This window comes from Aminobacter ciceronei (assembly GCF_014138625.1).
GTDB classification, from domain to species: Bacteria; Pseudomonadota; Alphaproteobacteria; order Rhizobiales; family Rhizobiaceae; genus Aminobacter; species Aminobacter ciceronei.
Genome location: NZ_JACJHY010000006.1, coordinates 54,642 through 80,732, shown reverse-complemented (window position 1 = coordinate 80,732; position 26,091 = coordinate 54,642). Strand labels below are relative to the sequence as shown.

The window sequence follows — 26,091 nt, the reverse complement described above, 5'->3', positions numbered from 1 at the left end:
CGACCGCCGGATTTCCCTGCGCCCCCAACTCAGGCCAACGGCAGGTGGATGTCGGTCAGGAGCTCTGATGGCGCCACGTCGCGCGGGTTGTTGAGGTATTCCTCGAACATCAGCGCGTCGCGCAGTTGGCGACCCGATTTCGGCAACCATTCGGCATAGAGCCATTTGTAGGCCATGTGCATCTCGGCATACGGCCCCTTGTGGCGCAGCACGGCGTATTCGCCGCCCTGGATGGCGCGGCGCTCGAGCGGTGCGGCGGCAGGTGCCGACGCATCGGCGCTGACGCAGGCGACCGAGCGCAGTCTGTCCTCGGCAACGAGATCGGGGGCGTCGAGATAGATACCGATCATGCGCATGTCGGGCCGCGCCTGGCCGCGGGCGTAGAGCGTGCCGAACAGCTGCTCGAAGGCCTTGCCGATCTGCATGTAGGAGCCCTGATGGGGAACGCCGACGAGGCTGGTGTCGGATATGGTGCGGATCTGAACGTCGAACATGTGGGAAGCCTTTCCTCTGTGGGTTTCGAAGAGCTTGTGGCTTCCCTCCCTCCGGTAGCGCGCCGGCGGCATGCCGTAGACGGCCTTGAAGATGCGGTTGAACGACTGGACGTTGGGATAGCCGGACCGTTTCGCAATCTCCAGGACAGTCAGATCCGTCCCCACGATGTCGCCGGCGGCGCGGTGCAGCCTGAGGCGCTTGACCGTGGCGGCAGCCGTTTCACCGTAGATGGCGCGGTAGATCCTGTGCCAGTGGTAGCTCGACATGCAGGCGATGTCGGCCAGGCAGTCCATATCCAGCTCCTCGTCGAGATGCGCGTGGATGTGAGCCGAAACCCTTCTCAGGCGGGTTTCATAGACTGCCCATGCCGTTTCACCGTTCATGCCAAACCCTTTGCAAATCGATCGGCCGGACAGAAACATAGCCTGATTTGACAAATCCTGCTGAGTTCAAACCGGAGGTCCCGCACGCCTGCCGCATGACAATCCCCCAGGCCAATGGGATAGCGGATGAGGACTGGAAGCGATACAGCTTGAGATTGCAGGCAAACAGCGTTCAGGGGCCAAGCCGATGCTGCATCACGTCGAAATCTATGTGTCGAACCTGGAGAGATCGCATGCCTTCTGGGCGTCTCTTCTCGCGCAGATCGGCTATGAGGAAACCGGGCGCTGGAACGATGGCTTCACGCTCGCCCACGGCAACCATGCCTATTTGACCTTCGTGCAGGTGGCCGAGAAGCACGCCCATCGGCCCTATCACCGGTCCGGCGTTGGCCTCAATCATCTGGCCTTTCGCGTGGAAGACAGGACGACCGTCGACAGGCTCAGGCAGGTCTGCCGGGACAACGGCATTCCCTGCCTCTATGACGAGCGTTATCCCTTCGCCAATGGCGGCAGCGACTATTACGCACTGTTCATCGAAGATCCCGACCGGATCAAGGTCGAATTTGTCGCTGCTTTTGAAGACTGATCCGCTGAAGACTGATCCGCCGGCCAGCGACCTGGACGTCGAGACGGCCAAATGAAAAGGGCGGGGGCCGAAGCTCCCGCCCTGTCGATTCCTAAGCCTGATCCAGGATCAGCCGGCCATTGCCTGGGCGACAGCCTCGACAGCCTCGTCGGCCTTGGTGGCGTCGGGGCCACCGGCCTGGGCCATGTCCGGACGGCCGCCGCCGCCCTTGCCGCCAAGGGCTGCGGATGCGACGCGAACCAGGTCGACGGCACTGAGGCGGTCGACGAGATCGGCCGTGACAGCCACGACAGCGCTGGCCTTGCCATCTTCCGACACGCCGATCAGCGTCACCACGCCCGAACCGAGGCCGGCCTTGCTTTCGTCGGCCAAGCCCTTGAGGTCCTTGGGGTCGACGCCTGACACAACTTTGCCGAGATACTTCACGCCAGATATCTCGCGCACCGCATCGGCGGAACCGCCCTGCCCGCCACCCATGGCGAGCCGCTTGCGCGCTTCGGTCAGCTCGCGTTCAAGCTTCTTGCGTTCATCGACCAGGGCTTCGACACGCGACAGCACGTCGGCGGGCGACACCTTCAGTGCTGCTGCGACCGTCTTCAGGCGGCGGTCCTGCTCGTCGAGGTGACGACGCGCCGCCTCGCCGGTCAGCGCCTCGATGCGACGCACGCCGGCAGCGACGGCGCTGTCGGAGACGATGCGCACCAGGCCGATGTCGCCGGTGGAGCGGACATGGGTGCCGCCGCACAGCTCGACCGAATAGGGACGGTTGGCCTTGGCACCATGCAGGCCGGTGCCCATCGAGACGACCCGAACCTCGTCGCCATATTTTTCGCCGAACAGCGCCATCGCGCCCTCGGCAATGGCATCGTCGACGCTCATCAGGCGCGTGTTGACGGGGCTGTTCTGGACCACGATCTCGTTCGACATGCGCTCGACTTCCTCGAGTTCCTCGGCCGAGATCGGCTTGTTGTGCGAGATGTCGAAGCGCAGGCGCTCAGGCGCAACCAGCGAGCCCTTCTGCGCGACATGAGTGCCGAGCACCTCGCGCAGCGCCTCGTGGATCAAGTGGGTTGCCGAGTGGTTCGACCGCAAACGCGTCCGCCTGTTGTGGTCGACCTTGAGCTCGACGGCAGCGCCCGTCTTGAGCTTGCCCTTGGTGACCTTGCCGTAATGAACGAACAGGCCGTCGGCCTTCTTCTGGGTGTCGGTCACCTCGACGGCGAAGCCTTCGCCTGAAATGGTGCCGGTGTCGCCCATCTGGCCGCCCGACTCGCCGTAGAACGGCGTCTGGTTGACGACGATGGCGACGATGTCGCCCTCGTTCACGGCATCGACAACGGCGCCGTCCTTGAGCAGCGACAGGATCACGCCTTCGGCCTGCTCGGTCTCATAGCCGAGGAATTCGGTGGCGCCGGTCTTTTCGCGGACGGAGAACCAGACGACCTCGGTCGCAGCCTCGCCGGAGCCCGCCCAGTTGGCGCGCGCCTCGGCCTTCTGCCGCTCCATCGCATCGGTGAAGCCGGCGAGATCCACCGAAATGCTGCGCTGGCGCAATGCGTCCTGCGTCAGGTCGAGCGGGAAGCCGTAGGTGTCGTAAAGCTTGAAGGCGGTTTCGCCGTCGAGCATGTCGCCCGAGCCCAGCGTCTCGGTGGCGTCCGCCAGCAGGCCCAGGCCGCGGGCGAGCGTCTTGCGGAAGCGGGTCTCTTCGAGCTTGAGCGTCTCGGTGATGAGTGCTTCGCCACGGACGAGCTCGGGATAGGCCTGCCCCATCTCGCGGATGAGTGCAGGCACCAGTTTCCACATCATCGGCTCCTGCGCGCCGAGAAGCTGCGCATGACGCATGGCGCGGCGCATGATGCGGCGCAGCACATAGCCACGGCCCTCATTCGAGGGCAGCACGCCATCGGCGACGAGGAAGCAGGACGAACGCAGGTGATCGGCCATGACGCGGTAGGAGGCGACATTGCTGTCATCCGGGCCACGGCCGATCGCCGAGGACGCGGCATCGATCAAGGTGCGGAACAGGTCTGTCTCGAACACGGTCTCGACGCCCTGCAGGATCGAGGCCATGCGCTCGAGGCCCATGCCGGTGTCGATGGACGGGCGCGGCAGCGAGATGCGCTCTTCCTTCGTCACCTGCTCATATTGCATGAAGACGAGGTTCCAGAATTCGAGGAAGCGGTCGCCATCCTCCTCGGGGCTGCCGGGAGGGCCGCCCCAGATGTGCTCGCCGCGGTCGATGAAGATTTCCGAGCACGGGCCGCACGGGCCGGTATCGCCCATCGCCCAGAAATTGTCCGAGGTGGCGATGCGAATGATGCGGTCGTCGGTGAAGCCGGCGATCTTCTTCCAGTGGTCGGCCGCCTCGTCGTCGGTGTGATAGACGGTGACGAGCAGCTTGTCCTTCTTGAGCCCGTACTCCTTGGTGATCAGGTTCCAGGCAAGCTCGATCGCCTGCTCCTTGAAATAGTCGCCAAAGGAGAAGTTGCCGAGCATCTCGAAGAAGGTGAGATGGCGCGCGGTGTAGCCGACATTGTCGAGGTCGTTGTGCTTGCCGCCGGCGCGCACGCTCTTCTGCGCGGTTGCGGCGCGCGAATAGGAGCGCGTCTCGAGCCCGGTGAAGACATTCTTGAACTGCACCATGCCGGCATTGGTGAACATCAAGGTCGGGTCATTGCGCGGGACGAGCGGACTGGAGGCTACGACCTCGTGTCCGTTCTTCTTGAAGTAGTCGAGAAATGTCGACCTGATCTCGTTCACGCCACTCATATTGCCGCCTTTGATCGCCGCCCTGAACAGATGCACCCCGCCCTTTGCAGGCGGAAATTGGAACTGGCCTTTTAGCCGCCCACCTTAACCCTGTCCAGAAACACCGGACCGGCAATAGCCCGCAATTCCGCCGCCCGATCAGCGAAGCCGTCTTCACAAACGCAAACCGCCGGCACAATGGCCGGCGGTCGCTCAGATCGTCTGTCTTGGGTCTGGTCCAGCGTTCGCCGGACCGGCCCCGAATGCGCCTACATCGCGCCAGCTTCGTCGCCGTCGTCTTCCTCGCGCGAGCCGTTCTCGAGGAACTTCTCGGCGATCAGACCGGCATTCTGCCTGAGCAGCTGTTCGATCTCACGCGCCGCGTCGGGATTGTTGCGCAGGAACAGCTTGGCGTTCTCGCGTCCCTGGCCGAGCCGCTGCGAATTGTAGGAGAACCAGGCGCCCGACTTCTCGACAACGCCGGCCTTGACGCCGAGATCGACGAGCTCGCCGGTCTTGGACACGCCTTCGCCATACATGATGTCAAACTCGACCTGCTTGAAGGGCGGGGCCAGCTTGTTCTTGACCACCTTGACGCGGGTCTGGTTGCCGACGACCTCGTCGCGGTCCTTGACCGAGCCGATGCGGCGGATGTCGAGGCGGACCGAAGCATAGAACTTGAGCGCGTTGCCGCCGGTGGTGGTCTCCGGCGAGCCGTACATGACGCCGATCTTCATGCGGATCTGGTTGATGAAGATGACCATGGTGTTGGAGCGCGAGATCGAGGCCGTCAGCTTGCGCAGCGCCTGGCTCATCAGTCGGGCCTGCAGGCCGGGCAGCGACTCGCCCATCTCACCCTCGATCTCGGCGCGCGGCGTCAGCGCTGCAACCGAGTCGACGACCAGCACGTCGATGGCGCCGGAACGCACCAGCGTATCGCAGATCTCCAGCGCCTGCTCGCCCGTGTCGGGCTGCGAGATCAGCAGGTTCTCGAGATCGACGCCGAGCTTGCGGGCATAGACCGGGTCGAGCGCGTGTTCGGCGTCGACGAAGGCGCAGATGCCGCCCTTCTTCTGGGCTTCGGCCACGGTGTGCAAAGCGAGCGTCGTCTTGCCCGAGCTTTCCGGCCCGTAGATTTCGATGATGCGTCCGCGCGGCAGGCCGCCGACGCCAAGAGCGATGTCGAGGCCGAGCGAGCCGGTGGAGACCGTTCCGATCTCGACAACCTGCTCATTGGCGCCCAGGCGCATGATCGAGCCCTTGCCGAAGGCGCGTTCGATCTGCGACAGCGCCGCGTCCAGAGCCTTGGATTTGTCCACCGAATTATCCTCTACAAGCCGCAATGAATTCTGAGCCATGATACATCACCCCGTGGTCGTCAATGAAGGCCGGCAGATCCGGTACCGATATAATTTTGTATCTGTTTTGTTCTCATTTGGCAAGAGCAGTCAACTTACTGATATTTATGTTTAATCACATGCGTGTTCTTTTTTTGTTTTAAAGCTGCACGTGATGCGATGTCGCATATGGCGCGACACGCCGCCGTGAAAATCCGCCCGCGCCGCGATTCGGTTGCCGCCCGCCTCGCCAGACACTAACTTCCACGCCCGAAACCTCTGCCGGACACCTGCATCATGACGTCACCCAAGATCCTTGCCATCGGAGGCGCCCATGTCGACCGGCGCGGCCGCATGACGGCACCGTTCGTGGCGGGCGCCTCGATCCCCGGCTCGATGAGCGAGGAGGTTGGCGGCGGCGCTTTCAATGCGTTGCGGGGTGCAGTGCGTCGCGGGGCGACCGGCGCCTTGATGTCGGTGCGCGGCGGCGACGCGGCCGGCGACGCCGTGGCGTCGGAGATCGCGGCCAACGGCATCGAGGACCTGTCGGCCATCTTCCTCGACCGGGCGACGCCGAGCTACACCGCCCTGCTCGACCGCGACGGCGACGTGGTCGCGGCACTGGCAGACATGAGCCTCTACGAACTTGCCTTCGCCAAGCAGCTCAGGCGCGCCAAGACGCGTGAGGCGATCGCCGGCACGGATGCCGTGCTGTGCGACGCCAACCTGCCCGAAGCAGCGCTGACCAGGCTCGGCGAGATTGCCGACAAGCCGCTGTTTGCCATTGCGATTTCGCCCGCCAAGGCGGTGCGGCTGGCGCCGATCCTCGGCAAGCTCTCCTGCCTCTACATGAACCGGCGCGAGGCGGCGGTGCTGGCTGATGTCGCTGCCGATTCCACGCCCGACGCCTTCGCCCGCGGCCTGCGCGCCACGGGGCTCATGCGCGGCGTCGTCACGGCAGGCGGCAGCTCGGTCTTTGCCTATGACGCCGCCGGCCTGATCGAGATCACACCGCCTGCCCCACGCTGGATCGTCGACGTGACCGGCGCCGGCGACGCGCTGGCGGGGGTAACGACGGTGGCGCTTCTGCGCGGCCTGCCGCTCGAGCGGGCGCTGCGCGAGGGCATTGCTGCAGCCGTGCTGGCCATAGAGAGTGCCTCGGCGGTGCCCGATCTCGCCCAGGCAGACTTTGACGCGGCGCTGGCCCTTGTGCCGCAAGCCCGGGAAATGGCATGACGCGGACCAAGGAGACCAACATGACGCCTGAAACCGCCCGCCCCTTCATCGACATCCACGCGCCCGTCGCCGCGGCTCTTGCCGCCGGCAAGCCGGTTGTCGCGCTCGAAAGCACCATCATCACCCACGGCATGCCCTATCCCGACAATTCGGCTATGGCGGCCAATGTCGAGAAGATCATCTCGGACGAAGGTGCGGTGCCCGCAACGATCGCCGTCATCGGCGGCCGCATCAAGATCGGCCTGTCGGACGGCGAGCGCGAATCGCTGGCCATGACCGGCGGCGCAATGAAGCTGTCGCGCGCCGACATCGCCTATGCGGTTGCCGAAGGCCGCACCGGCGGCACGACCGTGGCGGCGACGATGATCGCGGCCCATCTCGCCGGCATCAAGGTGTTCGCGACCGGCGGCATCGGCGGCGTGCACAAGGGCGCCGAGAAGAGCTTTGACATCTCGGCCGACCTCGACGAGCTGGCGCGCACGCCTGTCATCGTGGTCTCGGCCGGCGCCAAGGCGATCCTCGACATCGAAAAGACGTTGGAAGTGCTGGAGACGCGCGGCGTGCCTGTTGTCGCCTACGGCTCCGACATCGTGCCGGCCTTCTGGTCGCGCAAGTCGCCCTATGCGGCACCGCTGCGCCTCGACACAGCTGACAAGATCGCCCGCCTGCATGCGACGCGCGCAGCACTCGGCCTCGACGGCGGCCTTTTGGTCGCCAACCCGGTGCCGGAGAGCGACGAGATCCCGACTGAAACGATGGCCGGCTACATCGAAGCGGCCCAGAAGGCGGCCGAGGCGCAAAACATCTCGGGCAAGGCGGTGACGCCGTTCCTGCTGGCCAAGATTCTCGAACTGACCAACGGCGCCAGCTTGAAGACCAACGTCGCCTTGGTCGAGAACAATGCGCGGCTGGCGGCCAAGGTGGCGATCGCGCTGGCCAAGGCGTGAACCGCATCCACGCCAATATTAGCGCTTCATAATATACATTCCGAACAAGCAGGCTTAAGATGCGGCGCGGCCAGCCTGCCGTCCGGGATTGCCCGGCGGCATCATCGGGGTTTGCGTGATGTCCGACAGTGGCGGGCGTTGCCGACTTCTCAGCATGCAGGCATTCGCGCGCTGCTGCGCTGCCGTAGCGTTTGCGTTGCTGGCATTGTCTGTCATGACCGCCCCGGCTTCGGCGCATCGGGCGGCTTCAGGCTGGAACTATCCGCCGGCCTGCTGCCATGGCGACATCGAACATGGCGAGTGCCAGGCCATTCCCGAGAAGTCAGTCAAGGAGAATGGCGGCGGCTGGTCGATCGTGCTGGAACCCGGCGATCACCGCAAGGTGACGCACCATAACCGCTATTTCGTACCCTATGGCTCGGAAATCCCCTCGAGCGACGGCAACTATCACATCTGCCTGCATCCGACCGAAGAGCACGAGAACTGCTTCTTCGTGCCGCCCGGCGAGATGTGAAGTTATTTCTTGCTGCGCAGTGCCGCCTCGAACGCCTTGCGCGCCCACACGGTCATTTCATCAGGATCGTCGATGGCGCTTTCGGGGATTGTCCAATAGGGCATATTGACCGGTCGCCCGCCGGCATCGGTCCAGCGCGTTGCCCCCGCCGCCTCGAAATCGGGCGCGCTCACCGCATCGGCCTTGAGCAGGATTTCGCCACGCACCTCTACGCCGACGATCAGGCCGTCGTGATAGATGCCCTTGCCGCCGAACATCTTGCGGATGGTGACATCGCCAAGGCCGGAGAAGGTCTCGCGGATGGCTTCGTCGCTCATTGGCAAACCTCTCGGATTGGGCGCAGCCCTCTCGGATTGGCGGCAGACCTCCCGGATCAGGCCTGCGCGCGCGCTTCGGCGAGCGCCTTCAGGTCGGCGGGCTTCAGCTCGACCGACTCACCGCAGCCGCAGGCCGAGCTCTGGTTCGGATTGTTGAAGGTGAAGCCGGTGCGCAGGGTGGTCACCTCGAAGTCCATCTGCGTGCCGAACAGGAAGAGCGCGGCTTCAGGAGCGACATAGACATGGGCGCCGTCGCGCTCGATGTGGTCGTCCTTGGGGTTCGGCTCGGTCACTAGGTCGACCGTATATTCCATGCCGGCGCAGCCGCCCTTCTTGATGCCGAGGCGGATGCCCTTGGCATTCTCACGGGTGGCCATGATCTCGCGCACGCGGTCGGCGGCCCGGTCGGTCATTGAGATGACGGCGAAGCGTCCCATGTTTCTTCCTGCTCCATTCCTTGCAGGTTCAAGGCCTGCCGGATGATTCTTCCTTAAGATGGTGAAATGTCTCGCGTGATGCAAGGCATCCAATTTCCAGTTGTTCGGCTAGATTCTGACAAGCTGCACCTTATCGGCGTCGGTTCCAAAATGTGATGCGAACTCCAACACATCCTCTACCGCTTCGCCCTGATGCGCCGTGGTCACAACGAAACGACTTGAATCTGAACCATCGCCGACAACGAGTGCGTCGATCTGATCTTCTACGTCTTTTGCATTCTCTCCCACGACCGCGATGAGGGAGACGCCGTCTCGCAAGCACTGCTCCACAAAGGGCCCAATTGCCTGTGGTCGGCTGACCGGCAGCTGCAAGACGATCTTGCGGGCATAGGTCACAGGTCCACCAATCCGAAAGCGGCGACCAGCTTGTCGTAAGTATGCGTGTCTTGCGTTTCGCCGTGTGGAGCGACGAGCTGCCAAATGTCATCGCTGTACAGGAGCAGCATCTCCTCGGTCGGAGCGACGACTTGCACGTCGCCTGCGCCCAGATAGAGCGAGTACCCCTCTATCCCGTGGCGAGACAGAATGGCGTAGTGAGCGCGAAACTCTCCCGTACGGATGCGAAGCCCATCGTCCGACGTACCTTCGTACGGCTCCACGATTCGACATATGCGACCGATCGCAGTTTTCCGAAAGGCTTCCTCGTCAGAGCCATAGCGGATTCCGTCAGCAGGCAGCGACAAGACACGAACATAGCAGTCGACGAACACGCCGTTCGCGGCTGCCAACTCGCTCATCAATACCAGCCCACCGCGACCTGGGCTTCCTCCGACATGCGGTCGGGCGTCCATGGCGGATCGAAGGTCATATTGACCTCGACGCCCGACACGCCCTCGACGGCGCCGACGGCGTTCTGCACCCAGCCGGGCATTTCGCCTGCCACCGGGCAGCCCGGAGCGGTCAGCGTCATGTCGATCTTGACGGTGCGGTCGTCCTCGATGTCGATCTTGTAGACGAGGCCGAGTTCGTAGATGTCGGCAGGGATTTCGGGGTCATAGACCGTCTTCAGCGCCGAGACGATGTCGTCGGTCAGCCGCGCCAGTTCGTCCGCCGGAATGGCCGAGGCCGACACGACGCCGTTGCCGCCGGTTTCGGGAGCGGTCCCGTCGGTGGTCGCTGCGATAACGTCTTCCATGGTGCTCATCCGAAGAATTTCCGTGCTTTTTCAAGCGCCTCGGCCAGGACGTCGATCTCGGCCTTGGTGTTGTACATGCCAAAGGATGCCCTGCATGTGGAGGTGACGCCGAAGCGTTTCAACAGCGGCTGGGCGCAGTGGGTGCCGGCGCGCACGGCAACGCCCTGGCGGTCGATGACCATCGACACGTCATGGGCGTGGATGCCCTGCAGCTCGAAGGAAACGATGGCGCCCTTGCCGGGCGCGTCGCCGAAGATGCGCAGCGAGTTGATCGAGCGCAGCCGCTCATGGGCGTAATCGCGCAGCATCGCCTCGTGTGCTGCGATGCGCTCGCGGCCGATGCCGCCGATGTAGTCGAGCGCGGCACCGAGGCCGATCGCCTGGACGATCGGCGGCGTGCCGGCCTCGAAGCGATGCGGCGGCTCGTTGTAGGTAACTATGTCCTCGGTCACTTCGACGATCATTTCGCCGCCGCCATGGAACGGGCGCATGCGCTCGAGCAGCTCGCGCTTGCCGTAGAGCACGCCAATGCCAGAGGGGCCGTAGAGCTTGTGGCCAGTCATGACGAAGAAGTCGCAGTCGAGATCCTGCACGTCGATCGGCATGTGGACGGCACTCTGGCTGCCGTCGACAAGAACCGGGATGCCGCGCGCATGCGCGATGCGGCAGATCTCCTTGATCGGCGTCACCGTGCCGAGCGCGTTCGACATATGGGTGATCGCAACCAGCTTGGTCCGGTCGGTCAGGCGCTTCTCGAATTCCTCGACATGGAACGCGCCGAGGTCGTCGACCGGCACCCAAACCAGCTTGGCGCCCTGGCGTTCCCTGATGAAATGCCAGGGCACGATGTTGGAGTGGTGCTCCATGATCGACAGCACGATCTCGTCGCCCTCACCGATATTGGGCATGCCGTAGCCATAGGCAACGGTGTTGATCGCCGAGGTGGCGTTGGAGGTGAAGACGATCTGGTCGACATTGGGCGCGTTGAGGTAGCGGCGAACGCTCTCGCGCGCCTTCTCATAGGCATCGGTCGCGGCATTGGAGAGGAAATGCAGGCCGCGATGGACGTTGGCGTATTCGTTGGAATAGGCGTGGGTGATGGCGTCGATGACGACCTGCGGTTTCTGGGCCGAAGCACCATTGTCGAGATAGACGAGCGGCTTGCCATAGACTTCGCGCGACAGGATCGGGAAGTCCCGGCGGATCGCCTCTACGTCATAGGTGCTGGCTTCGACTTTGTTGTCCATCTTCATGCCCTTGCCGTCATCAGCTGTGCCGGACCTTCTCCCCTGGCAAGGGGAGAAGGATCAGGCCTCAGCCATGCGTCGCAAACCAGTTGCTCAGCAGCTCTTCCAGCGGATCGACGACGCTTTCGTCCTCGAGTTCCTCGATGACCTCGGCCAGGAAGGCGCGGATCAGCAGGCCCCGGGCCGACTTCTCGTCGATGCCGCGCGCCATCAGATAGAACAGATGGTTGTGGTCGATCTCGGTGACGGTGGCGCCATGACCGCAGGCGACGTCGTCGGCGAAGATCTCCAGCTCCGGCTTGGTCGAAAACTCGCCGTCGTCGGACAACAACAGCGTGTTGCAGGCCATGCGGGCGTCGGTCTTCTGGGCGATCTGGTGCACGTTGATACGGCCCTGGAACACGCCCTTGGCGCGGCCGGTGACGACATTGCGCACCACTTCGGTCGAGGAGGTGTGCGGCACGGCGTGGTCGAGCACCATGGTGACGTCGACATGGCTGTCGCCGGCGAGCAGGTTGACGCCGCGCAGCTTGAAGTCGGCGCCTTCACCTGACGCCTTGACGATGACCTCCTGGCGGACGAGCTTGCCGCCGGCATTCATCACGAACAGGGTCAGCTTGGCGTTCTTGCCGAGTTCGGCCTTGAACTGGGCGAGATGGGTCGCCGTCTCCGGCTGGTCCTGGACGATCAGCCACAGCACCTCGGCATCGTCGCCGACCAGAAGCTGGCTGACGGAGCTGACGAGGCCAGCGCCCTCGCCCGTCTGGCGCTCGACGATGGTCGCCTTGGCGCCGGCACCGACACGCACCGGTAGACGCACATGGCTCTGGCCGCCGGCCTGGAGGTTCTGCAGTTCGACCGGCTTGTCCAGCTGGACGCCTGCTTCGATGTCGACGAAATAGCCGTCAGCGACAAAGGCGGTGTTGATGGCGCCGATGGCGTCATCGGTACCGTAGGTGACGAGCGCCGCGGCATAGCTGCCGTCGGTGAGCTTGTCGGCAAGACGCTGGAGGGTAACGCCCTCGATGCTCGACACCGCCTGCGACACGCCATTGGCAAGCGACAGCACGGTCGAACCTTCGATCAGCGGGGCGACCGACTTGGCCTTGACGCTGGCGTCGAAGGCGGGAACGTTAGCCAGAAGGCGGCGCAGATCGGTGTAGTGCCAGGATTCGACGCGGCGCGTCGGCAGGCCGGCCTTGACCTGCTCGATGGCGTCGTCGCGCTTGACCATAATGGCGCCATCGCCGGGAAGCAGCGACAGCCGCTCGCCGAAGGCGTCGACAAGCGCCGCCTCCGCGGGGGTGCGCTGGATTTCAGCACGCATGTTCATGGTCGACACCTCAAGCCGCCTCTTCGATGATCCCGGCGTAGCCGTTCTCTTCGAGTTCGAGCGCCAGCGACTTGTCGCCCGACTTGATGACCTGGCCTTTGTAGAGCACATGGACGGTATCGGGAACGATGTGGTCGAGCAGGCGCTGGTAGTGGGTTATGACGACCACCGCGCGGTCGGGCGAACGCAGTGCGTTGACGCCGTCGGAGACGATCTTCAGCGCATCGATGTCGAGCCCGGAGTCGGTCTCGTCGAGCACGCAGAGCTGCGGCTCGAGCAACTTCATCTGCAGAATCTCGGCGCGCTTCTTCTCACCGCCGGAGAAGCCGACATTGACCGGACGCTTGAGCATGTTGATGTCCATGTCGAGCGAGGCAGCGGCTTCCTTCACGCGCTTGAGAAAGTCCGGGATCTTCAGCGGCTCTTCGCCACGCGCCTTGCGCTGCGAGTTCATCGCCACCTTGAGGAACTCCATCGTGGCAACGCCCGGTATCTCCATCGGATACTGGAAGGCCAGGAAGATGCCCTTGGCGGCGCGCTCGGCCGGGTCCATCTCGAGGATCGACTCGCCGTTGTAGAGGATCTCGCCCTCGGTCACCTCATAGTCGTCGCGGCCGGCGAGGATGTAGGACAGTGTCGACTTGCCCGAGCCGTTGGGGCCCATGATGGCTGCGACTTCGCCTGCCTTCACCGTCAGGTTCAGGCCGCGGATGATCTCGATGCCGCTGTCGGCGATACGGGCATGCAGGTTCTTGATCTCAAGCATTTTCGTTCAGCTTTCTTCACTTCAGGCGCCGGGCGGGCGGCGCAATTCCTGTCAAAGACGTTGCCGGCGCGCCGGTCAGATTCCGAATGCGCGCCGCAGCAACGGCAAGAGAGTTGCAGCGATGATGCCGGTGACGGTGCCTACGACCAGCCGCGCGGCGCGCGACTGGAACGACGGTGCCATTGCGGCGAGCCCGCCGCAAACAACTGCGTAGAAGACCGTCGACACCGGATCCATCAGCCGACGCTTCCTTCCAGGCTGATGCCGATGAGCTTCTGCGCCTCGACGGCGAATTCCATCGGCAGTTCCTGGATGACTTCCTTGACGAAGCCGTTGACGATCAGCGCGATGGCCTCCTCCTCGGGAATGCCGCGCTGCATGACGTAGAACTTCTGGTCGTCAGAAATCTTCGAGGTGGTCGCTTCGTGCTCGAACTGCGCCGACGAGTTCTTCGCCTCGATATAGGGCACGGTATGCGCGCCGCACTGATTGCCGATCAGCAAGCTGTCGCACTGGGTGAAGTTGCGCGCGTTGGTCGCCTTGCGGTGGGCCGAAACCTGGCCGCGATAGGTATTCTGCGAGAAACCGGCGGCAATGCCCTTGGAGATGATGCGGCTCGACGTGTTCTTGCCGAGATGAATCATCTTGGTGCCGCTGTCGACCTGCTGGTAGCCGTTCGACACCGCGATCGAATAGAACTCGCCGCGGGAGTCATCGCCGCGCAGGATGCAGGACGGGTACTTCCAGGTGATGGCCGAACCGGTTTCGACCTGGGTCCACGAGATCTTCGAACGGTCGCCACGGCAGTCGCCGCGCTTGGTGACGAAGTTGTAGATGCCGCCCTTGCCCTGGGCGTCGCCCGGGTACCAGTTCTGCACGGTCGAATATTTGATCTCGGCATCGTCGAGCGCAACCAGTTCGACCACGGCGGCGTGAAGCTGGTTCTCGTCGCGCTGGGGTGCGGTGCAGCCCTCGAGATAGGAGACATAAGCCCCTTCCTCGGCAATGATCAGCGTGCGCTCGAACTGGCCGGTGTTCTTCTCGTTGATGCGGAAATAGGTCGACAGCTCCATCGGGCAACGCACGCCCTTGGGCACGAACACAAACGATCCGTCGGTGAAGACGGCCGAATTCAGCGTCGCATAATAGTTGTCGGAGGTCGGAACGACCGAACCGAGATATTTCTTCACCAGTTCCGGGTGCTCGCGGATGGCTTCCGAGATCGAGCAGAAGATGACGCCGGCCTTGGCCAGCTCGTCCTTGAAGGTGGTGACGACGGAAACCGAATCGAACACGGCGTCGACGGCGACGCGGCCCGATTTGTAGACGTTGTCGCCAGCCTCTTCATCCGCCAGTTCGTCGACCGGGGCCGCTTGCTTCTGAACGCCGGCGAGGATTTCCTGCTCGCGGAGCGGAATGCCGAGCTTTTCGTAGACCTTCAGAATCTCGGGATCGACTTCGTCCAGCGAGGTCGGTCCGGGCGTGCTCTTGGGAGCGGCATAGAAGTAGATGTCCTGGAAGTCGATCTTGGGATAGTCGACGCGCGCCCAGTTCGGCTCTTCAAGCGTCTGCCAGCGGCGATAGGCACCGAGGCGCCATTCGAGCATCCATTCCGGTTCGCCCTTCTTGGCCGAGATGAAGCGGACAATGTCTTCGCTCAGGCCCTTGGGGGCCTTGTCCATCTCGATGAACGATTCGAAGCCGTATTTGTATTGGTCGACGTCGATCTTGCGGACCTGCTCGATCGTTTCCTGCACAGCAGGCATAAGCGTTCTCCATCCACGCCGGGGTCAAGGCCCGACAGTTTTCAAACTATGGCACCGCTGGAGCGGCGTAAGTTCCATATAGTGTGTTTTTGCCCGGAATTCACCCGGAAGGATGCCTTTGGCGTCCCTGACACACCCGTTCACTGGCCGTTGGGCCAAATTTCCGCCGATCAGGCGGCCTTGGTACGGTCCGTGCGGCGCGAAAGAAGCGCCGCCAGGGCCGTTTCGAATTTCTCCACGTCCGCCTCGGACGTCTGCCGGCCAATCGACACGCGCAGCGCACCCAGATTGTCGGCAAAGCCCATCGCCTTCAGCACATGGCTGGGGCCGACCTTGCCCGACGAGCACGCGGAACCTGCCGAGAGCGCAACGCCTGCGAGATCGAAGGCGATCTGTGCCGTCTCAGCCTTGACGCCCGGAATAGCGAAGAATGTCGTGTTGGCAAGCCGTTCGACTGCCTTTCCGAAGATTTCCGCATCGGAAACAAGCCGCAGAACCGTCTCTTCGAGGCGATCGCGCAGGGCCCGGACCTCGCCGATCCCGGCCAGCCCGTCCAGAGCGGTGCGCGCGGCAGCGCCAAATCCAGATATCGCTGGCAGGTTCTCGGTGCCGCCGCGATGGCCCTTTTCCTGACCGCCGCCCGTCACCAGAGGTGCCGGCATCATCAGATCGGCTTGAGCGACGATCGCGCCGGCACCCTTGGGGCCGCCGATCTTGTGCGAGGAAAGAATCAGATAGTCGGCATAACCCTCTAACATATCGAGAGGAATGCGGCCCGCAGCCTGGACGGCGTCGAGCACCAGCACCCCGCCAGCCACCTTCACCAGTTCAGCAATGGCGCGGATGGGCTGAATGACGCCGGTCTCGTTGTTGGCGGCGTGGATCGCCACCAGCGGCAGGCCTTCCGACTTGTCGTGGGCGGCGAGTGCGGCTTCCAGGGCAGCAAGGTCGACGATGCCGTTGCCATCGACGCCAAGACGGGCAACCCGCTCCGCCGGGAAACGGCCGCCATTCAGCACGCAAGGATGATCGGCCTCGGTGACATGGAGGCGCGACATGCGCACCGCGCCGCGCCCCATGCGCCAGTCGGGCGACAAAAGCGTTGTCGCGGCTTCGGTGGCACCAGAGGTAAAGACGACATGTTCAGGCCTGGCGCCGACGAGGGCGGCGACATCGCGCCTGGCATCCTCGATGATCTTGCGGGCGGCCCTGCCCTCGCTGTGAACCGACGACGGGTTGGCCTCGACTTCGAGCGCCGCGACCACGGCGGCACGCGCTGCGGGCAGCAGCGGCGCACTGGCATTGTAGTCGAGATAGGCGCGCGGTCCGGCCATTTTCCTGGTTTTTGCCCTGTCAAATCATGTTCGGATGGGAGGACGCGCAATTTCCTTGAAATTCCAAGGCCAGCCGTCCTATCTACCCGCTTTGCCAAATGGGCGGTTTCGCCACCCAGTTTTGAACAGTTCTAAACTAGCTTCTAAGAAGACGCGTCCCTCGCGTCAAGGCTGGGCACAGGATTGTTTCATCGGCCTTGCGTCAAGTGGAGTAGTTTATGCCAGAGGTCATTTTTACCGGTCCGGCGGGTCGCCTGGAAGGTCGTTATCAGCCGTCCAAGGAAAAGAACGCGCCGATTGCCATCATACTGCATCCGCACCCGCAGTTTGGCGGCACGATGAACAACAAGATCGTGTACGACCTCTTCTACATGTTCCAGAAGCGCGATTTCACCACGCTGCGCTTCAACTTCCGCGGCATCGGCCGCAGCCAGGGCGAATTCGACCACGGCACCGGCGAACTGTCGGATGCGGCTGCCGCACTCGATTGGGTGCAGTCGCTGCATCCTGACTCGAAGAGCTGCTGGGTCGCCGGTTATTCCTTCGGCGCCTGGATCGGCATGCAGCTTCTGATGCGCCGCCCGGAGATCGAAGGTTTCATCTCGGTGGCGCCGCAGCCCAACACCTATGATTTCTCGTTCCTGGCACCCTGCCCGTCGTCGGGCCTGATCATCCATGGCGACGCCGACAAGGTGGCGCCGCCGAAGGACGTGCAGGGCCTGGTCGACAAGCTGCACACGCAGAAGGGCATCACCATCACCCAGAAGACGCTCCCCGGTGCCAACCACTTCTTCGGCAACGACCCGGAACTGGTGATCGACGAGTGCGCCGAGTATCTCGACCGCCGTCTCGCCGGCGAGCTTTCGGACCCGCGTCCGAAGCGCCTGCGCTAAGAGGAGTTCCGCGCATGTACCAGCCCCCGCTGTTTCGCGAGACCAGGCTGGACGTTTTGCATGCGCTGATCCGCAACCATCCGCTCGGCCTTCTGATCTGCAACGGATCGGAAGGCCCGGTGGCAAATCCGCTGCCATTTCTGCTCGACGCCGACATCGGCCCGAATGGACGGCTGCGAGCGCATCTCGCCCGCGCCAACCCGCAATGGCAGTTGCTGGCTGAAACGCCTGACATGCCGGTGCTGGTGGTGTTCCAGGGCGAGGACGCATACGTCACCCCATCCTGGTACGAAACCAAGCGCGAAACCGGCAAGGTCGTTCCGACCTGGAACTATGCGACTGTGCAGGTGCGCGGCATGGCGCGTGTCATCGACGACAAGGACTGGCTTGCCGGGCAGATCGCCGCGCTCACCGCCAGCCAGGAAGCCGGGCGGACCGAGCCCTGGCAGGTCTCCGACGCGCCTGATGCCTACATCGCAGCCCAACTGAAGGGCATCATCGGGCTCGAAATCGACATCACCGCCATCGACGGCAAATGGAAGGTCAGCCAGAACCGGCCCGTCGGCGACCGCATCGGCGTCGCTGAAGGCATAGAGGCCGAGCAGAAGCCGGCCGGCGGCATGGCGCAACTGGTCCGCCAGTATGGCGGGCTCGCGGGCGAATAGCCCTTTCGACCTGGAGCCTCTCATGAACATCCGTCCCCGCGTCGCGGCCGACAATGCCGTGCTCGTCGCCATCTGGGAGGATGCCGTGCGTGCCACACATCACTTCCTCGGCGAAGACGACATTCAGTTCTTCCGTCCGCTCGTTCGCGACGACTATCTGCCCGCCGTCGAGGTGCTGGTGGCGGAGGACAGCGATGGCAAGCCCGTCGGCTTCATCGGTCTGGACGGCCCAAAGGTCGAAATGCTGTTCGTCAGCACCAGCCAGCATGGCAAAGGCATCGGCAGGGCGCTGATCGAGCATGTCGGCCGGCTGAAGGGGCCGCTTGCGGTCGACGTGAACGAGCAGAACCCGGGTGGCGTCGCCTTCTATCTGAAATGCGGCTTCAGGCAGGTCGGGCGCTCCGAACGCGACGGCCAGGGAAAGCCATTTCCTCTGCTGCACCTGGCGCAGGCGTCCTGAGGCATGAACGGGATCAGCTTCCGGCCGTTTCGCAGCGACGAGCTAGCAGCTTATGTGGCGTGGTTCGATGATGCCGAGGTGGCACGGCGCGTCGACTTCCCCGGCACGGACTGGTTCGCCTATGTCACGGATCCGGCAAGTCCGGCCCATCTTGTCGTGGCCACGCATGGTGCGAGCGACACTCCGCTTGCCGTGTTGCAATATGACGAGCAGGACGACGGCGGCATCAGCCTGCTGATCGTGCTCGACCCCAGCCAACGCGGCCGAGGGCTTGGCAAACGTGTGCTGGCGGCCTTGGTCGCGCATGTCAGCGGCCGTTACACCCATATCGACGGCCAAATCGAAAACGACAATCTCGCCTCCATCGCCTGCGTCGAAAGCTGCGGCTTTGTCCGTCAGGCCGAGAAGCCGGACGACGGATTCCTGTTGTACCGAAAGCCACTTGGGGTCGGAATCTCATAGAATGAATCCGGGCCGCCAAGGCGGCCCGGATGTTGCCTTACTTGGCCTTCAGGAAGTCGCCAACTTCAAGCAGGACGAATTCGTTGTCGTCAGCCTTGTCGAGCGAGCGGCCGGCCGAGAACGGCAGGTTGTTGTCGTTGCCGACGACGATGTGGCTCTCGTCGACGAGATCGACATTCTCGATGGTGACGAAGGGCATATCATAAAAGCCCTCGCCGCCGCCCTGGCGCTTCTTGTTGTCGGGGTCGGCAATCTTCATGAGGTCGATGTAGCCGACCTTGCGCACGGCCTTGCCGACATTGTCGTCAGTCATCTCGATCTTGTAGATGCGCTTGACCTTGGCCGCGCGAGCGAAGCAGTCGGGCTTAGGGGCGTTGGCGTCTGCGCAGGCCTTGTCGGCGGTGCCGGCGCCGTTGTCGCGCTCGATGACGAGTGCGTCGGTGGCGCTGATCATGTTGAAATCGCCGATCGCCTCGCCGCCGTCGGCCAGCGGATAGAGCCAGCTACGGCCGGTCCATTCCTTCTTGGCGGCATCGAACTCGATGACGCGCAGCGCCGTCTTGCCGTCGACCTTCTCGACTTCGCCGTCGGCCATGTAGCGCGGCCCTTCGAGCATGCCGAAAAGCCTGGAGCCGTCCTTGGACATGGCAAGGCCTTCATAACCACCCGAACGCTTGAGGTTGAAGACCGGATTCTTGGCGACCGGATTGCCCGGCAGGGTCAGCGTCGGATGGTCGGGCGAACGGACGGGCTCGCCTTCGGCAACGGTGTCGATGACGTCGGTCAGCTTGCCGTCGAGATCGAACTTCAGCACATACGGGCCGAACTCCTCGCCGACCCAGAAGCCATCAGCGACCGGCTGGATCGATTCGACGTCGAAATCACCACCGGTGAGGAAGCGGGTGTCGGAGCCTTCGAGCACGATCGGGAACGGCGCCTTGCGGTCGGGATCGGTCAGGAACAGGGTCTTGATGCGGTTCATCGTGCCCTTGTCCCAATCGAATGAGACGTGGTGCAGCATCAGAGCAGCGTCGGTGGAGTTCAGCTTGTTGCCGAAGCCGTTGTCCGACAGCGACCAGAACGTGCCGTCGCCGACGGCCTTGATGCCGGAGAAGCCCTGGACGGGCTGGCCGTCGAAAGGCAGCGACAAGCCGGTCGGGCGCACGCCGTCCTTGCCCGGCACAGTGCCGAGGCCTTCGGCGCGCTTGCGGTCGGGCGTGGTGAACTTGCCCGAGCTGCGCAGGTGCTCCGGCGCGTTTTCGGGTGAAGCAATGATCGTGTTCGCCGGCAGGATGGCGTGACCGGCAAGCGTTGCCTTGAATTCCGTCTCCTCCGCGAAGGCGGAGGCGGTGGTAAGCGCGAGAACAGCCGCAGCCAGATAGAGAGAGCGTCGCATGTTGGACCCCGATTGGTTGAAGGAACGCCCTCCAGCTAGGTCCGGGCCATGTCGGGCAGGTGACGCCTCGGTGAAACTTTGATGAAGTCCCCTGACGCTGGCGGCAGGACCGCCTAGCGCTTCCGCGGGTCGGTGCTGCTCATGGTGTAGACGTGGGCCTCAAGCCCGTTCATCGGTCCGGTGTGCTGGAAGCGCATGCCGATCTTTTCCAGCACGTTCAGCGACGTCGCGTTGTCGACATGGGCAAAGGCGATGAAGTGATCGCCTATCCTGCGGTCGAAGAAGAAGTTGGCCAGGGCTGCGGCTATCTCGGTGGCGTAGCCATTGCCCCAGAATTGCGGGGCAATGGCATAACCGAGTTCGAACTGGCCGGTAGCGGCGAACATGGAGAAACCGGCGCGACCGACGAAGCGCGCGTCCTCGCGCCGCTGCAGCTTGAGTTTGGTGATGCCGTGCAGCCGGTATTCCTCGGCCCAGCCCCTCATGCGGCCGGCAGCCTCGTCGCGTGTCCAGGGCTGGCCGGTGATCGACAGATAGCGCGACGCCTGCACCTGCGAATGCAGCCAGACGAGATCGTCCAGGTCGGTGTCGCGCCACGTCCGGAGCAACAGCCGTGGTGTCTCGAGAACCGTTTCATCCGTCATGTTGGCGTCCATCCATGCACCGCAGTCGTTTCCGGCACCACAAGGGACGCCGCTGACGGTTGGCAATCCTTGTGATTCTGGCACTTCAGATGCTAAAGCGCTGGCGTCGCCGATCCAAAGCCGGATCTGCCGTACCAATCGTCCGCCGAGAGAGAAACCATGTCCGCCTTCAAGTCCGATTTCCTGCGCACCCTTTCCGAGCGCGGCTTCATCCACCAGACCTCGGATGACGCCGGCCTCGACGATCTGTTCCGCAAGGAAACCGTGTCGGCCTATATCGGCTTCGATCCGACGGCGTCGAGCCTGCATGCCGGCGGCCTGATCCAGATCATGATGCTGTACTGGATGCAGAAGACCGGCCATCGCCCCGTGCCGCTGATGGGCGGCGGCACCGGCATGGTCGGCGACCCGTCCTTCAAGGACGAGGCGCGCAAGCTGATGACGCCCGAATTGATCCAGTCCAACATCGACGGCATCAAGCAGGTGTTTTCGAACTACCTGACCTTCGGCGACGGTCCGCGCGATGCGATGATGGTCAACAACGCCGAGTGGCTGCTGCCGCTCAACTATCTCGAATTCCTGCGCGATGTCGGCCAGCATTTCTCGGTCAACCGCATGCTGAGCTTCGATTCCGTCAAGCAGCGCCTCGACCGCGAGCAGTCGCTGTCGTTCCTCGAATTCAACTACATGATCCTGCAGGCTTACGACTTCGTCGAGCTCAACAAGCGCTACGGCCTGCGCCTGCAGATGGGCGGCTCCGACCAGTGGGGCAACATCGTCAACGGCATCGACCTGGGCCACCGCCTCGGTACGCCGCAGCTCTACGCGCTGACCTCGCCGCTCTTGACGACCTCGTCCGGCGCCAAGATGGGCAAGTCGATGAACGGAGCCGTCTGGCTCAATGCCGACATGCTGTCGCCTTATGATTTCTGGCAGTACTGGCGCAACACCGAGGACGCCGATGTCGAGCGCTTCCTGAAGCTATACACGGCGATGCCGCTCGACGAGATCGCGCGCCTGGCAGCCCTTGGCGGCTCGGAGATCAACGACGCCAAGAAGGTGCTGGCGACCGAGGTGACCGCGATGCTGCACGGCCGCGCGGCAGCCGAACAGTCGGCCGAGACGGCGCGGAAGACCTTCGAGGAAGGCGCGCTCGCCGATACGCTGCCGACGGTCGAGGTGCCAGGCGACGAGCTGAAGGCCGGCATCGGGCTGCTGTCGCTTGTCGTTCGCGCCGGGTTGGCCGCTTCGAACGGCGAAGCACGCCGTCACGTCCAGGGCGGTGCTGTGCGCATCAACGACCAGTCGGTCAGCGACGAGCGTCGCGCGGTGACGACCGCCGACCTGACGCCGGAAGGCGTGGTCAAGCTGTCGCTCGGCAAGAAGAAGCACATTCTGGTGCGCCCGGCGTAATCAACGCCTGGCGTAATCAACGCCCGGCGTAACGCCCCCCGCAGGAACCGAGATGGCCGGCAATGCCGGCCATTTTCATGTCTGGGGACAGGTGCCGCCTGCGTGCTCAGTATTCGAAGATCGACCGGAAGATACCGGGCGCGATCGCGGACAGCGGATTGACGTGCAGCTTGGGCGCGTTGGCATCGCCCGAGAGTTTGTAGGTAACGCCAATCAGGCCGCCGTCGCGTCCGTTGCCCAAAATGACCCCGACAAGCGGCAGCTCGCCAAAGATGCGGTTGAGGCCATAGGCCGGCATGAAGGTGCCGGTCATGTTCATCTGGCCCTGCTGGTCGTAGAGCGTGCCCTGGAACGTCGTCCCGATCAGCGGCCCGCGCAGGACGCCTTTGTCCAATGCCAGGTACTTCGAGCGCTTGTCGATCTGGGCGAAACCGCGTTCGAACCTCACCTTGGAGACGTCGATGTCCTTACGCATCGCCTGGTTAAGGCTGCGATTGTCGCCGGCCGGCTTGCTGGCGACGATCGAGGCCAGCCTCGGTTCATCGACGACGACGAATTCGCGCACATCGACCTGGCCCTTGAGTGGCCCGTCGCCTGAGGATTCCAGCGCGAGCGCCAGCGATCCGCCCTGCATGCGGGCATAGACGTCAAGGAAGCGCAGGATGGCGCCGGCGTCAGCGGATCGCACGTCGAGGCGGCGGCCACCGCCCTGAAGCACGTTGCTGACGGTGATCTGGCCACCGGAACTGGCTGTCGCGTCGACCTTGAGCCCGCCGACCTTTGAGCCGGAGCCCGAATACTCGAGCGTAACGCCCGAAAGCTTCTCGCCGCTGAAGCCGACCAGAGTGTCGACATTGGCAGTGACCGAAATGGAGTTTGAACCGGCTGATTTCGTCGCACTGTCGACGTCGGACATGAACTGCTTGATCAGCGCGCGCGCATCGAGCGAGTTGCCCTTGACCTGGACCGCAAAACCCTTGCCCGAGCGCTTGATGTTGACCGCGACGTCGTCGCCGCGGTTGAGCTGCACCTTGTTGAAGCGCGCCGAAGACAGGCTGCCATTGGCGAGCGCGACGTCGCCCGTGATGGTGAATGTCTTTCCGTCGAGGTTGAAGTCGGACAGCGTCGACCTGTCGCCATCCGACGTCATGGTGAACGACACCTCGGCTGATATGCCCGGCCCCTTGCTCCAGCCGACCCATGGCAGATCGAGCCTGGCCGCGGTCAGGTCGGCCACGATGTGGCGCTTGCCGGGTTCGGGCTGTTCGACATCGACCTTGATGGTTCCCGAGAGCATGTCGGACAGGCCGGGAACAAGCGCGTTGCGTGCCTTGTCGTCGAGCACGAACTGGACATTGCGTTGCTTATCGATGCCATTGTCGCGCAGCGGCTCGACAAGGTCGAGTTCCGCCGGAACACCATTGAGCTTGCCCTTGGCAACGATGACGGCCTTGTCTGGTGTGACGGTGATGTTGCCGTCGGCGTCGGACAGCTTCTGGCCGTCGAACTCCTTGGCCACAGCCAGGCCGTCATAATCGAGCGCCACCTTCCAATCGAGCTTGTCGGTGTCGATGCCGCTGGTGAGCGGAATGTCGGCCTTGACGTTGCCGGTGACGTCGCCCGTCAGCTCCTCCGGCAGGATGCCGACGTGGCGCATGGCATTGATCGGCTCATAGGAAGCGAGTTCCGCGATTGCATCGGCGCTGCCATCGACATCGATATCGAGCGAGCCGATGACCGGCATGACATTGGCCTTGACGACCTTCAGCGTGCCGTTGCTGGCGGCGACGGTACGGCCGCTGGGCATGAAGACGGTGCCCTGGGACAAGGACACGTCGACGTCGTTGCCGTGGAACTCGACGATGCCCCTGGCATCGCGAATGGGCGGAATGCGGCCGGCGACGTCGAAGCGCGAGCCGTCGATCTCGAAACGACCGAACACTTCCTGGGCGTTGAGCGGCACGCCGTTGCCGAGACGGTCGGGCCTGACGTCGAACTGCACGTTGCCGTCGACGACACGGCCGCCATAGAGATTGTGCAGCACCCAGAGCCGGGCATTGCGGGCCGAAAACCACGGCCACAGCTGCTTCACATGCGCGACCGACATGTCATGGATGGTGAAGGCGACAAAGATGCCGGGCGCCTTGCCGTCGACGAACTGCACCGACGCCTTGCCGAGCGCCTCGCCGCCCGGTCCTGATTTCAGGCCGATCTGCTCGGCAGCGAGCGTGTTGGTGACCACGTCGTAGGTGCCGGCGATCCGCGCCAGGAAACTGAGCGCCGGCTCGGGCGATTCATCAGGCGCCAGGCGCGAGTCGCGGCTGATCAGCTCGAAGCGATAGGCTGGATTGTCGGAAGCATTGCCGGTCGCCGGGCGCGGGCCGAAGCCGCCGGTGAAATCGAATGTCGAACGGCCGGTCGAGACCAGCAGCTTGCGGATGTCGAGCTTGTTTTCGCCGCCGGCAAGGCGAAGGTCGACGGTGACGTCGCCGACAAGCTGGCCGCGTTCGTGCAGATCCAATGTGGATTTGCCGATCGAACCTTTGGCGATCAGTTCGGAACCGTCGCCGCCGATGCCCTCCTGTCCGGTGATCGTCAGTTCGGCAGAGCCGATGCGGCTTGCCTTGGCTGCCGGAATGTCGGCCTTGCCGGCGAAGGGGTCGCTCATCGACACGGTCGCATCGAGGGCTGCGACCCGATTGGCGGCGCTGTCGCGCCGGGCCGCGGCGGCCAATTCGACATCGCGGCCATCGACGTCGAAATTGGCAGCGATACGCAGCTCGCCAGAGCGGGTCTTGGCGAGCGAAGCGTCGATGACGCGCACGACTTTGACCTCACCGCCGGAAGGCAGGACGAAATCGACATTGCCGAGCGCGATTTCGCGCATCGCATCGAACTGGACCGCGTCAAAGCCGCGGCGAATGCCCCGGAACGTCTCGTCCAGCAGCTTCTGCGGATCGACGAGGCCCTGCTCGTTGCGCAGCACGGAACTCCAGTCCGAACCGCCGCCGGCCGGCATCGCATCGACGACGATCCTTGCATCGGAAATGCCGGCATTGCCGAGGCGGACATTGCCGGTGAGCAACGGCACGAGCCGGATGCCGAAGCGCATCAGGCCGGCTTCGGCCATGGGCGAGCCATCCGCGCGGGTGAGCCTGACGTCGGGAACCTCGACCGCGATCAGCCTGAGGCCATCGAGCGTCAGCCGCGCCTGCCCCATCGAGACGTCGACATCGACGCCGGCAAGGCCCTCGATGGCATGTTCAGCCTCTGCACGCAGCCTGTCCTGGCCGAAACCGGAGTAGCTGAGCGCTTCGATGGCGATGATTGCCAGAAGCACGAGCGAGCCAAGGACAGCCACCGCGGCAAGCGCGCAATGGCCGGCACGCCGCCGCACGGAGATACGTGGACGCGGCAGTTCCTGGCCCGCAGCCGACGGCATGGCGCCGAGATCGGTAATCTCATCGCGCCTGAACCGGATTTTCTCGTGCCGGGGCACTTCCTGATCCACGCTATG

General features: G+C 63.7%; 26 protein-coding genes. 9 read left to right on the top strand and 17 right to left on the bottom strand.

The genetic code is table 11. The features are described from left to right. Positions 1 to 29 precede the first annotated feature (29 nt). Entirely contained in the window at positions 30 to 878 is an 849-nt protein-coding gene (locus tag HNQ95_RS08275; protein WP_182573844.1) for an AraC family transcriptional regulator, read from the bottom strand. Positions 879 to 1,065: 187 nt separating this feature from the next. On the opposite strand from HNQ95_RS08275, the gene HNQ95_RS08270 reads away from it, so the two are divergent. Then, positions 1,066 to 1,464, top strand: a complete 399-nt coding sequence (locus HNQ95_RS08270; RefSeq protein ID WP_067962669.1) for a VOC family protein — start codon at positions 1,066 to 1,068, stop codon at positions 1,462 to 1,464. 108 nt (positions 1,465 to 1,572) lie between these two features. Here HNQ95_RS08270 and alaS read toward each other — a convergent pair whose 3' ends face one another. Both alaS and recA read right to left on the bottom strand, forming a co-directional pair. After that, positions 1,573 to 4,233 (bottom strand): alanine--tRNA ligase, encoded by a 2,661-nt coding sequence (gene alaS, locus HNQ95_RS08265; protein ID WP_182573843.1) that lies wholly within the window; start codon positions 4,231 to 4,233, stop codon positions 1,573 to 1,575. 248 nt (positions 4,234 to 4,481) lie between these two features. Further along, positions 4,482 to 5,570 carry a recombinase RecA gene (gene recA, locus HNQ95_RS08260; protein ID WP_067962672.1) on the bottom strand — a complete coding sequence of 363 codons (1,089 nt, stop codon included), beginning with the start codon at positions 5,568 to 5,570 and terminating at the stop codon, positions 4,482 to 4,484. 276 nt (positions 5,571 to 5,846) lie between these two features. Between recA and HNQ95_RS08255 the strand changes: the two genes are divergently transcribed. The 3 genes from HNQ95_RS08255 to HNQ95_RS08245 all read left to right on the top strand — a co-directional run bounded on the left by HNQ95_RS08255 (position 5,847) and on the right by HNQ95_RS08245 (position 8,246). Beyond that, positions 5,847 to 6,785, top strand: a complete 939-nt coding sequence (locus tag HNQ95_RS08255; RefSeq protein ID WP_083948601.1) for a carbohydrate kinase family protein — start codon at positions 5,847 to 5,849, stop codon at positions 6,783 to 6,785. 20 nt (positions 6,786 to 6,805) lie between these two features. Then, positions 6,806 to 7,732: a pseudouridine-5'-phosphate glycosidase gene (locus HNQ95_RS08250; RefSeq protein WP_067966659.1), complete on the top strand. Its 927-nt coding sequence runs from the start codon at positions 6,806 to 6,808 to the stop codon at positions 7,730 to 7,732. A 214-nt stretch (positions 7,733 to 7,946) separates the two neighbouring features. Next, positions 7,947 to 8,246, top strand: coding sequence for a hypothetical protein (locus HNQ95_RS08245; protein ID WP_157097095.1), 300 nt, complete (start codon positions 7,947 to 7,949; stop codon positions 8,244 to 8,246). Positions 8,247 to 8,248: 2 nt separating this feature from the next. Here the strand turns inward: HNQ95_RS08245 and HNQ95_RS08240 are convergent, their stop codons facing one another. From HNQ95_RS08240 to HNQ95_RS08190, 11 genes are all read right to left on the bottom strand, one after another. After that, on the bottom strand, positions 8,249 to 8,563 hold the full coding sequence (locus HNQ95_RS08240) for a TfoX/Sxy family protein (protein WP_067962681.1): 315 nt from the start codon (positions 8,561 to 8,563) through the stop codon (positions 8,249 to 8,251). 56 nt (positions 8,564 to 8,619) lie between these two features. After that, positions 8,620 to 9,000, bottom strand: coding sequence for a Fe-S cluster assembly scaffold SufA (gene sufA, locus HNQ95_RS08235; protein WP_067962685.1), 381 nt, complete (start codon positions 8,998 to 9,000; stop codon positions 8,620 to 8,622). A gap of 108 nt (positions 9,001 to 9,108) precedes the next feature. After that, positions 9,109 to 9,396 carry a DUF7684 family protein gene (locus HNQ95_RS08230; RefSeq protein WP_157097096.1) on the bottom strand — a complete coding sequence of 96 codons (288 nt, stop codon included), beginning with the start codon at positions 9,394 to 9,396 and terminating at the stop codon, positions 9,109 to 9,111. Then, positions 9,393 to 9,797 (bottom strand): hypothetical protein, encoded by a 405-nt coding sequence (locus HNQ95_RS08225; RefSeq protein ID WP_182573842.1) that lies wholly within the window; start codon positions 9,795 to 9,797, stop codon positions 9,393 to 9,395. The genes HNQ95_RS08230 and HNQ95_RS08225 overlap by 4 nt, the downstream gene beginning before the upstream one ends. Next, positions 9,797 to 10,195 carry an SUF system Fe-S cluster assembly protein gene (locus HNQ95_RS08220; RefSeq protein ID WP_067966668.1) on the bottom strand — a complete coding sequence of 133 codons (399 nt, stop codon included), beginning with the start codon at positions 10,193 to 10,195 and terminating at the stop codon, positions 9,797 to 9,799. The genes HNQ95_RS08225 and HNQ95_RS08220 overlap by 1 nt, the downstream gene beginning before the upstream one ends. A 5-nt stretch (positions 10,196 to 10,200) precedes the next feature. Then, entirely contained in the window at positions 10,201 to 11,442 is a 1,242-nt protein-coding gene (locus HNQ95_RS08215; RefSeq protein WP_067966665.1) for a cysteine desulfurase, read from the bottom strand. Between the two features lie 67 nt (positions 11,443 to 11,509). Beyond that, a complete protein-coding gene (gene sufD, locus HNQ95_RS08210) occupies positions 11,510 to 12,775 on the bottom strand; it encodes a Fe-S cluster assembly protein SufD (RefSeq protein WP_182573841.1) in 1,266 nt (421 codons plus the stop codon). Positions 12,776 to 12,785: 10 nt separating this feature from the next. After that, on the bottom strand, positions 12,786 to 13,541 hold the full coding sequence (sufC, locus tag HNQ95_RS08205) for a Fe-S cluster assembly ATPase SufC (protein ID WP_067962691.1): 756 nt from the start codon (positions 13,539 to 13,541) through the stop codon (positions 12,786 to 12,788). Between the two features lie 75 nt (positions 13,542 to 13,616). Next, positions 13,617 to 13,778, bottom strand: coding sequence for a hypothetical protein (locus HNQ95_RS08200; protein ID WP_154385534.1), 162 nt, complete (start codon positions 13,776 to 13,778; stop codon positions 13,617 to 13,619). Continuing rightward, positions 13,778 to 15,307 (bottom strand): Fe-S cluster assembly protein SufB, encoded by a 1,530-nt coding sequence (gene sufB, locus HNQ95_RS08195; RefSeq protein ID WP_182573840.1) that lies wholly within the window; start codon positions 15,305 to 15,307, stop codon positions 13,778 to 13,780. Before sufB ends, HNQ95_RS08200 begins: the two co-directional genes overlap by 1 nt. A 170-nt stretch (positions 15,308 to 15,477) precedes the next feature. Next, positions 15,478 to 16,641 carry a cysteine desulfurase family protein gene (locus tag HNQ95_RS08190; RefSeq protein WP_182573839.1) on the bottom strand — a complete coding sequence of 388 codons (1,164 nt, stop codon included), beginning with the start codon at positions 16,639 to 16,641 and terminating at the stop codon, positions 15,478 to 15,480. A 218-nt stretch (positions 16,642 to 16,859) separates the two neighbouring features. On the opposite strand from HNQ95_RS08190, the gene HNQ95_RS08185 reads away from it, so the two are divergent. The 4 genes from HNQ95_RS08185 to HNQ95_RS08170 are packed head-to-tail and all read left to right on the top strand — an operon-like array spanning position 16,860 to position 19,121. Beyond that, a complete protein-coding gene (locus HNQ95_RS08185; RefSeq protein ID WP_067962698.1) occupies positions 16,860 to 17,534 on the top strand; it encodes an alpha/beta hydrolase in 675 nt (224 codons plus the stop codon). A 14-nt stretch (positions 17,535 to 17,548) separates the two neighbouring features. Further along, the gene (locus HNQ95_RS08180) at positions 17,549 to 18,199 is read left to right on the top strand and encodes an FMN-binding negative transcriptional regulator (protein WP_067962699.1); all 651 of its coding nucleotides are present in this window, start codon (positions 17,549 to 17,551) and stop codon (positions 18,197 to 18,199) included. Positions 18,200 to 18,221: 22 nt separating this feature from the next. Then, positions 18,222 to 18,659, top strand: coding sequence for an acetyltransferase (locus tag HNQ95_RS08175; protein ID WP_182573838.1), 438 nt, complete (start codon positions 18,222 to 18,224; stop codon positions 18,657 to 18,659). A 3-nt stretch (positions 18,660 to 18,662) separates the two neighbouring features. Then, positions 18,663 to 19,121: a GNAT family N-acetyltransferase gene (locus HNQ95_RS08170; protein WP_182573837.1), complete on the top strand. Its 459-nt coding sequence runs from the start codon at positions 18,663 to 18,665 to the stop codon at positions 19,119 to 19,121. 37 nt (positions 19,122 to 19,158) lie between these two features. Here the strand turns inward: HNQ95_RS08170 and HNQ95_RS08165 are convergent, their stop codons facing one another. Together HNQ95_RS08165 and HNQ95_RS08160 are read right to left on the bottom strand one after the other, a co-directional pair. Beyond that, positions 19,159 to 20,517: an esterase-like activity of phytase family protein gene (locus tag HNQ95_RS08165; RefSeq protein ID WP_182573836.1), complete on the bottom strand. Its 1,359-nt coding sequence runs from the start codon at positions 20,515 to 20,517 to the stop codon at positions 19,159 to 19,161. A 113-nt stretch (positions 20,518 to 20,630) separates the two neighbouring features. Continuing rightward, positions 20,631 to 21,161 (bottom strand): GNAT family N-acetyltransferase, encoded by a 531-nt coding sequence (locus tag HNQ95_RS08160; RefSeq protein ID WP_154385538.1) that lies wholly within the window; start codon positions 21,159 to 21,161, stop codon positions 20,631 to 20,633. 159 nt (positions 21,162 to 21,320) lie between these two features. Between HNQ95_RS08160 and tyrS the strand changes: the two genes are divergently transcribed. Continuing rightward, positions 21,321 to 22,574 (top strand): tyrosine--tRNA ligase, encoded by a 1,254-nt coding sequence (gene tyrS / locus HNQ95_RS08155; protein WP_154385539.1) that lies wholly within the window; start codon positions 21,321 to 21,323, stop codon positions 22,572 to 22,574. A 106-nt stretch (positions 22,575 to 22,680) separates the two neighbouring features. Here tyrS and HNQ95_RS08150 read toward each other — a convergent pair whose 3' ends face one another. Then, positions 22,681 to 26,085: a YhdP family protein gene (locus HNQ95_RS08150; protein WP_182573835.1), complete on the bottom strand. Its 3,405-nt coding sequence runs from the start codon at positions 26,083 to 26,085 to the stop codon at positions 22,681 to 22,683. Positions 26,086 to 26,091 lie beyond the last annotated feature (6 nt).

Coding starts and splice junctions, on each gene's coding strand:
- HNQ95_RS08275 (WP_182573844.1), bottom strand. CDS start 878: ATGAACGGTGAAACGGCATGGGCAGTCTATGAAACCCGCCTGAGAAGG.
- HNQ95_RS08270 (WP_067962669.1), top strand. CDS start 1,066: ATGCTGCATCACGTCGAAATCTATGTGTCGAACCTGGAGAGATCGCAT.
- alaS (WP_182573843.1), bottom strand. CDS start 4,233: ATGAGTGGCGTGAACGAGATCAGGTCGACATTTCTCGACTACTTCAAG.
- recA (WP_067962672.1), bottom strand. CDS start 5,570: ATGGCTCAGAATTCATTGCGGCTTGTAGAGGATAATTCGGTGGACAAA.
- HNQ95_RS08255 (WP_083948601.1), top strand. CDS start 5,847: ATGACGTCACCCAAGATCCTTGCCATCGGAGGCGCCCATGTCGACCGG.
- HNQ95_RS08250 (WP_067966659.1), top strand. CDS start 6,806: ATGACGCCTGAAACCGCCCGCCCCTTCATCGACATCCACGCGCCCGTC.
- HNQ95_RS08245 (WP_157097095.1), top strand. CDS start 7,947: ATGACCGCCCCGGCTTCGGCGCATCGGGCGGCTTCAGGCTGGAACTAT.
- HNQ95_RS08240 (WP_067962681.1), bottom strand. CDS start 8,563: ATGAGCGACGAAGCCATCCGCGAGACCTTCTCCGGCCTTGGCGATGTC.
- sufA (WP_067962685.1), bottom strand. CDS start 9,000: ATGGGACGCTTCGCCGTCATCTCAATGACCGACCGGGCCGCCGACCGC.
- HNQ95_RS08225 (WP_182573842.1), bottom strand. CDS start 9,797: ATGAGCGAGTTGGCAGCCGCGAACGGCGTGTTCGTCGACTGCTATGTT.
- HNQ95_RS08220 (WP_067966668.1), bottom strand. CDS start 10,195: ATGGAAGACGTTATCGCAGCGACCACCGACGGGACCGCTCCCGAAACC.
- HNQ95_RS08215 (WP_067966665.1), bottom strand. CDS start 11,442: ATGGACAACAAAGTCGAAGCCAGCACCTATGACGTAGAGGCGATCCGC.
- sufD (WP_182573841.1), bottom strand. CDS start 12,775: ATGAACATGCGTGCTGAAATCCAGCGCACCCCCGCGGAGGCGGCGCTT.
- sufC (WP_067962691.1), bottom strand. CDS start 13,541: ATGCTTGAGATCAAGAACCTGCATGCCCGTATCGCCGACAGCGGCATC.
- HNQ95_RS08200 (WP_154385534.1), bottom strand. CDS start 13,778: ATGGATCCGGTGTCGACGGTCTTCTACGCAGTTGTTTGCGGCGGGCTC.
- sufB (WP_182573840.1), bottom strand. CDS start 15,307: ATGCCTGCTGTGCAGGAAACGATCGAGCAGGTCCGCAAGATCGACGTC.
- HNQ95_RS08190 (WP_182573839.1), bottom strand. CDS start 16,641: ATGGCCGGACCGCGCGCCTATCTCGACTACAATGCCAGTGCGCCGCTG.
- HNQ95_RS08185 (WP_067962698.1), top strand. CDS start 16,860: ATGCCAGAGGTCATTTTTACCGGTCCGGCGGGTCGCCTGGAAGGTCGT.
- HNQ95_RS08180 (WP_067962699.1), top strand. CDS start 17,549: ATGTACCAGCCCCCGCTGTTTCGCGAGACCAGGCTGGACGTTTTGCAT.
- HNQ95_RS08175 (WP_182573838.1), top strand. CDS start 18,222: ATGAACATCCGTCCCCGCGTCGCGGCCGACAATGCCGTGCTCGTCGCC.
- HNQ95_RS08170 (WP_182573837.1), top strand. CDS start 18,663: ATGAACGGGATCAGCTTCCGGCCGTTTCGCAGCGACGAGCTAGCAGCT.
- HNQ95_RS08165 (WP_182573836.1), bottom strand. CDS start 20,517: ATGCGACGCTCTCTCTATCTGGCTGCGGCTGTTCTCGCGCTTACCACC.
- HNQ95_RS08160 (WP_154385538.1), bottom strand. CDS start 21,161: ATGACGGATGAAACGGTTCTCGAGACACCACGGCTGTTGCTCCGGACG.
- tyrS (WP_154385539.1), top strand. CDS start 21,321: ATGTCCGCCTTCAAGTCCGATTTCCTGCGCACCCTTTCCGAGCGCGGC.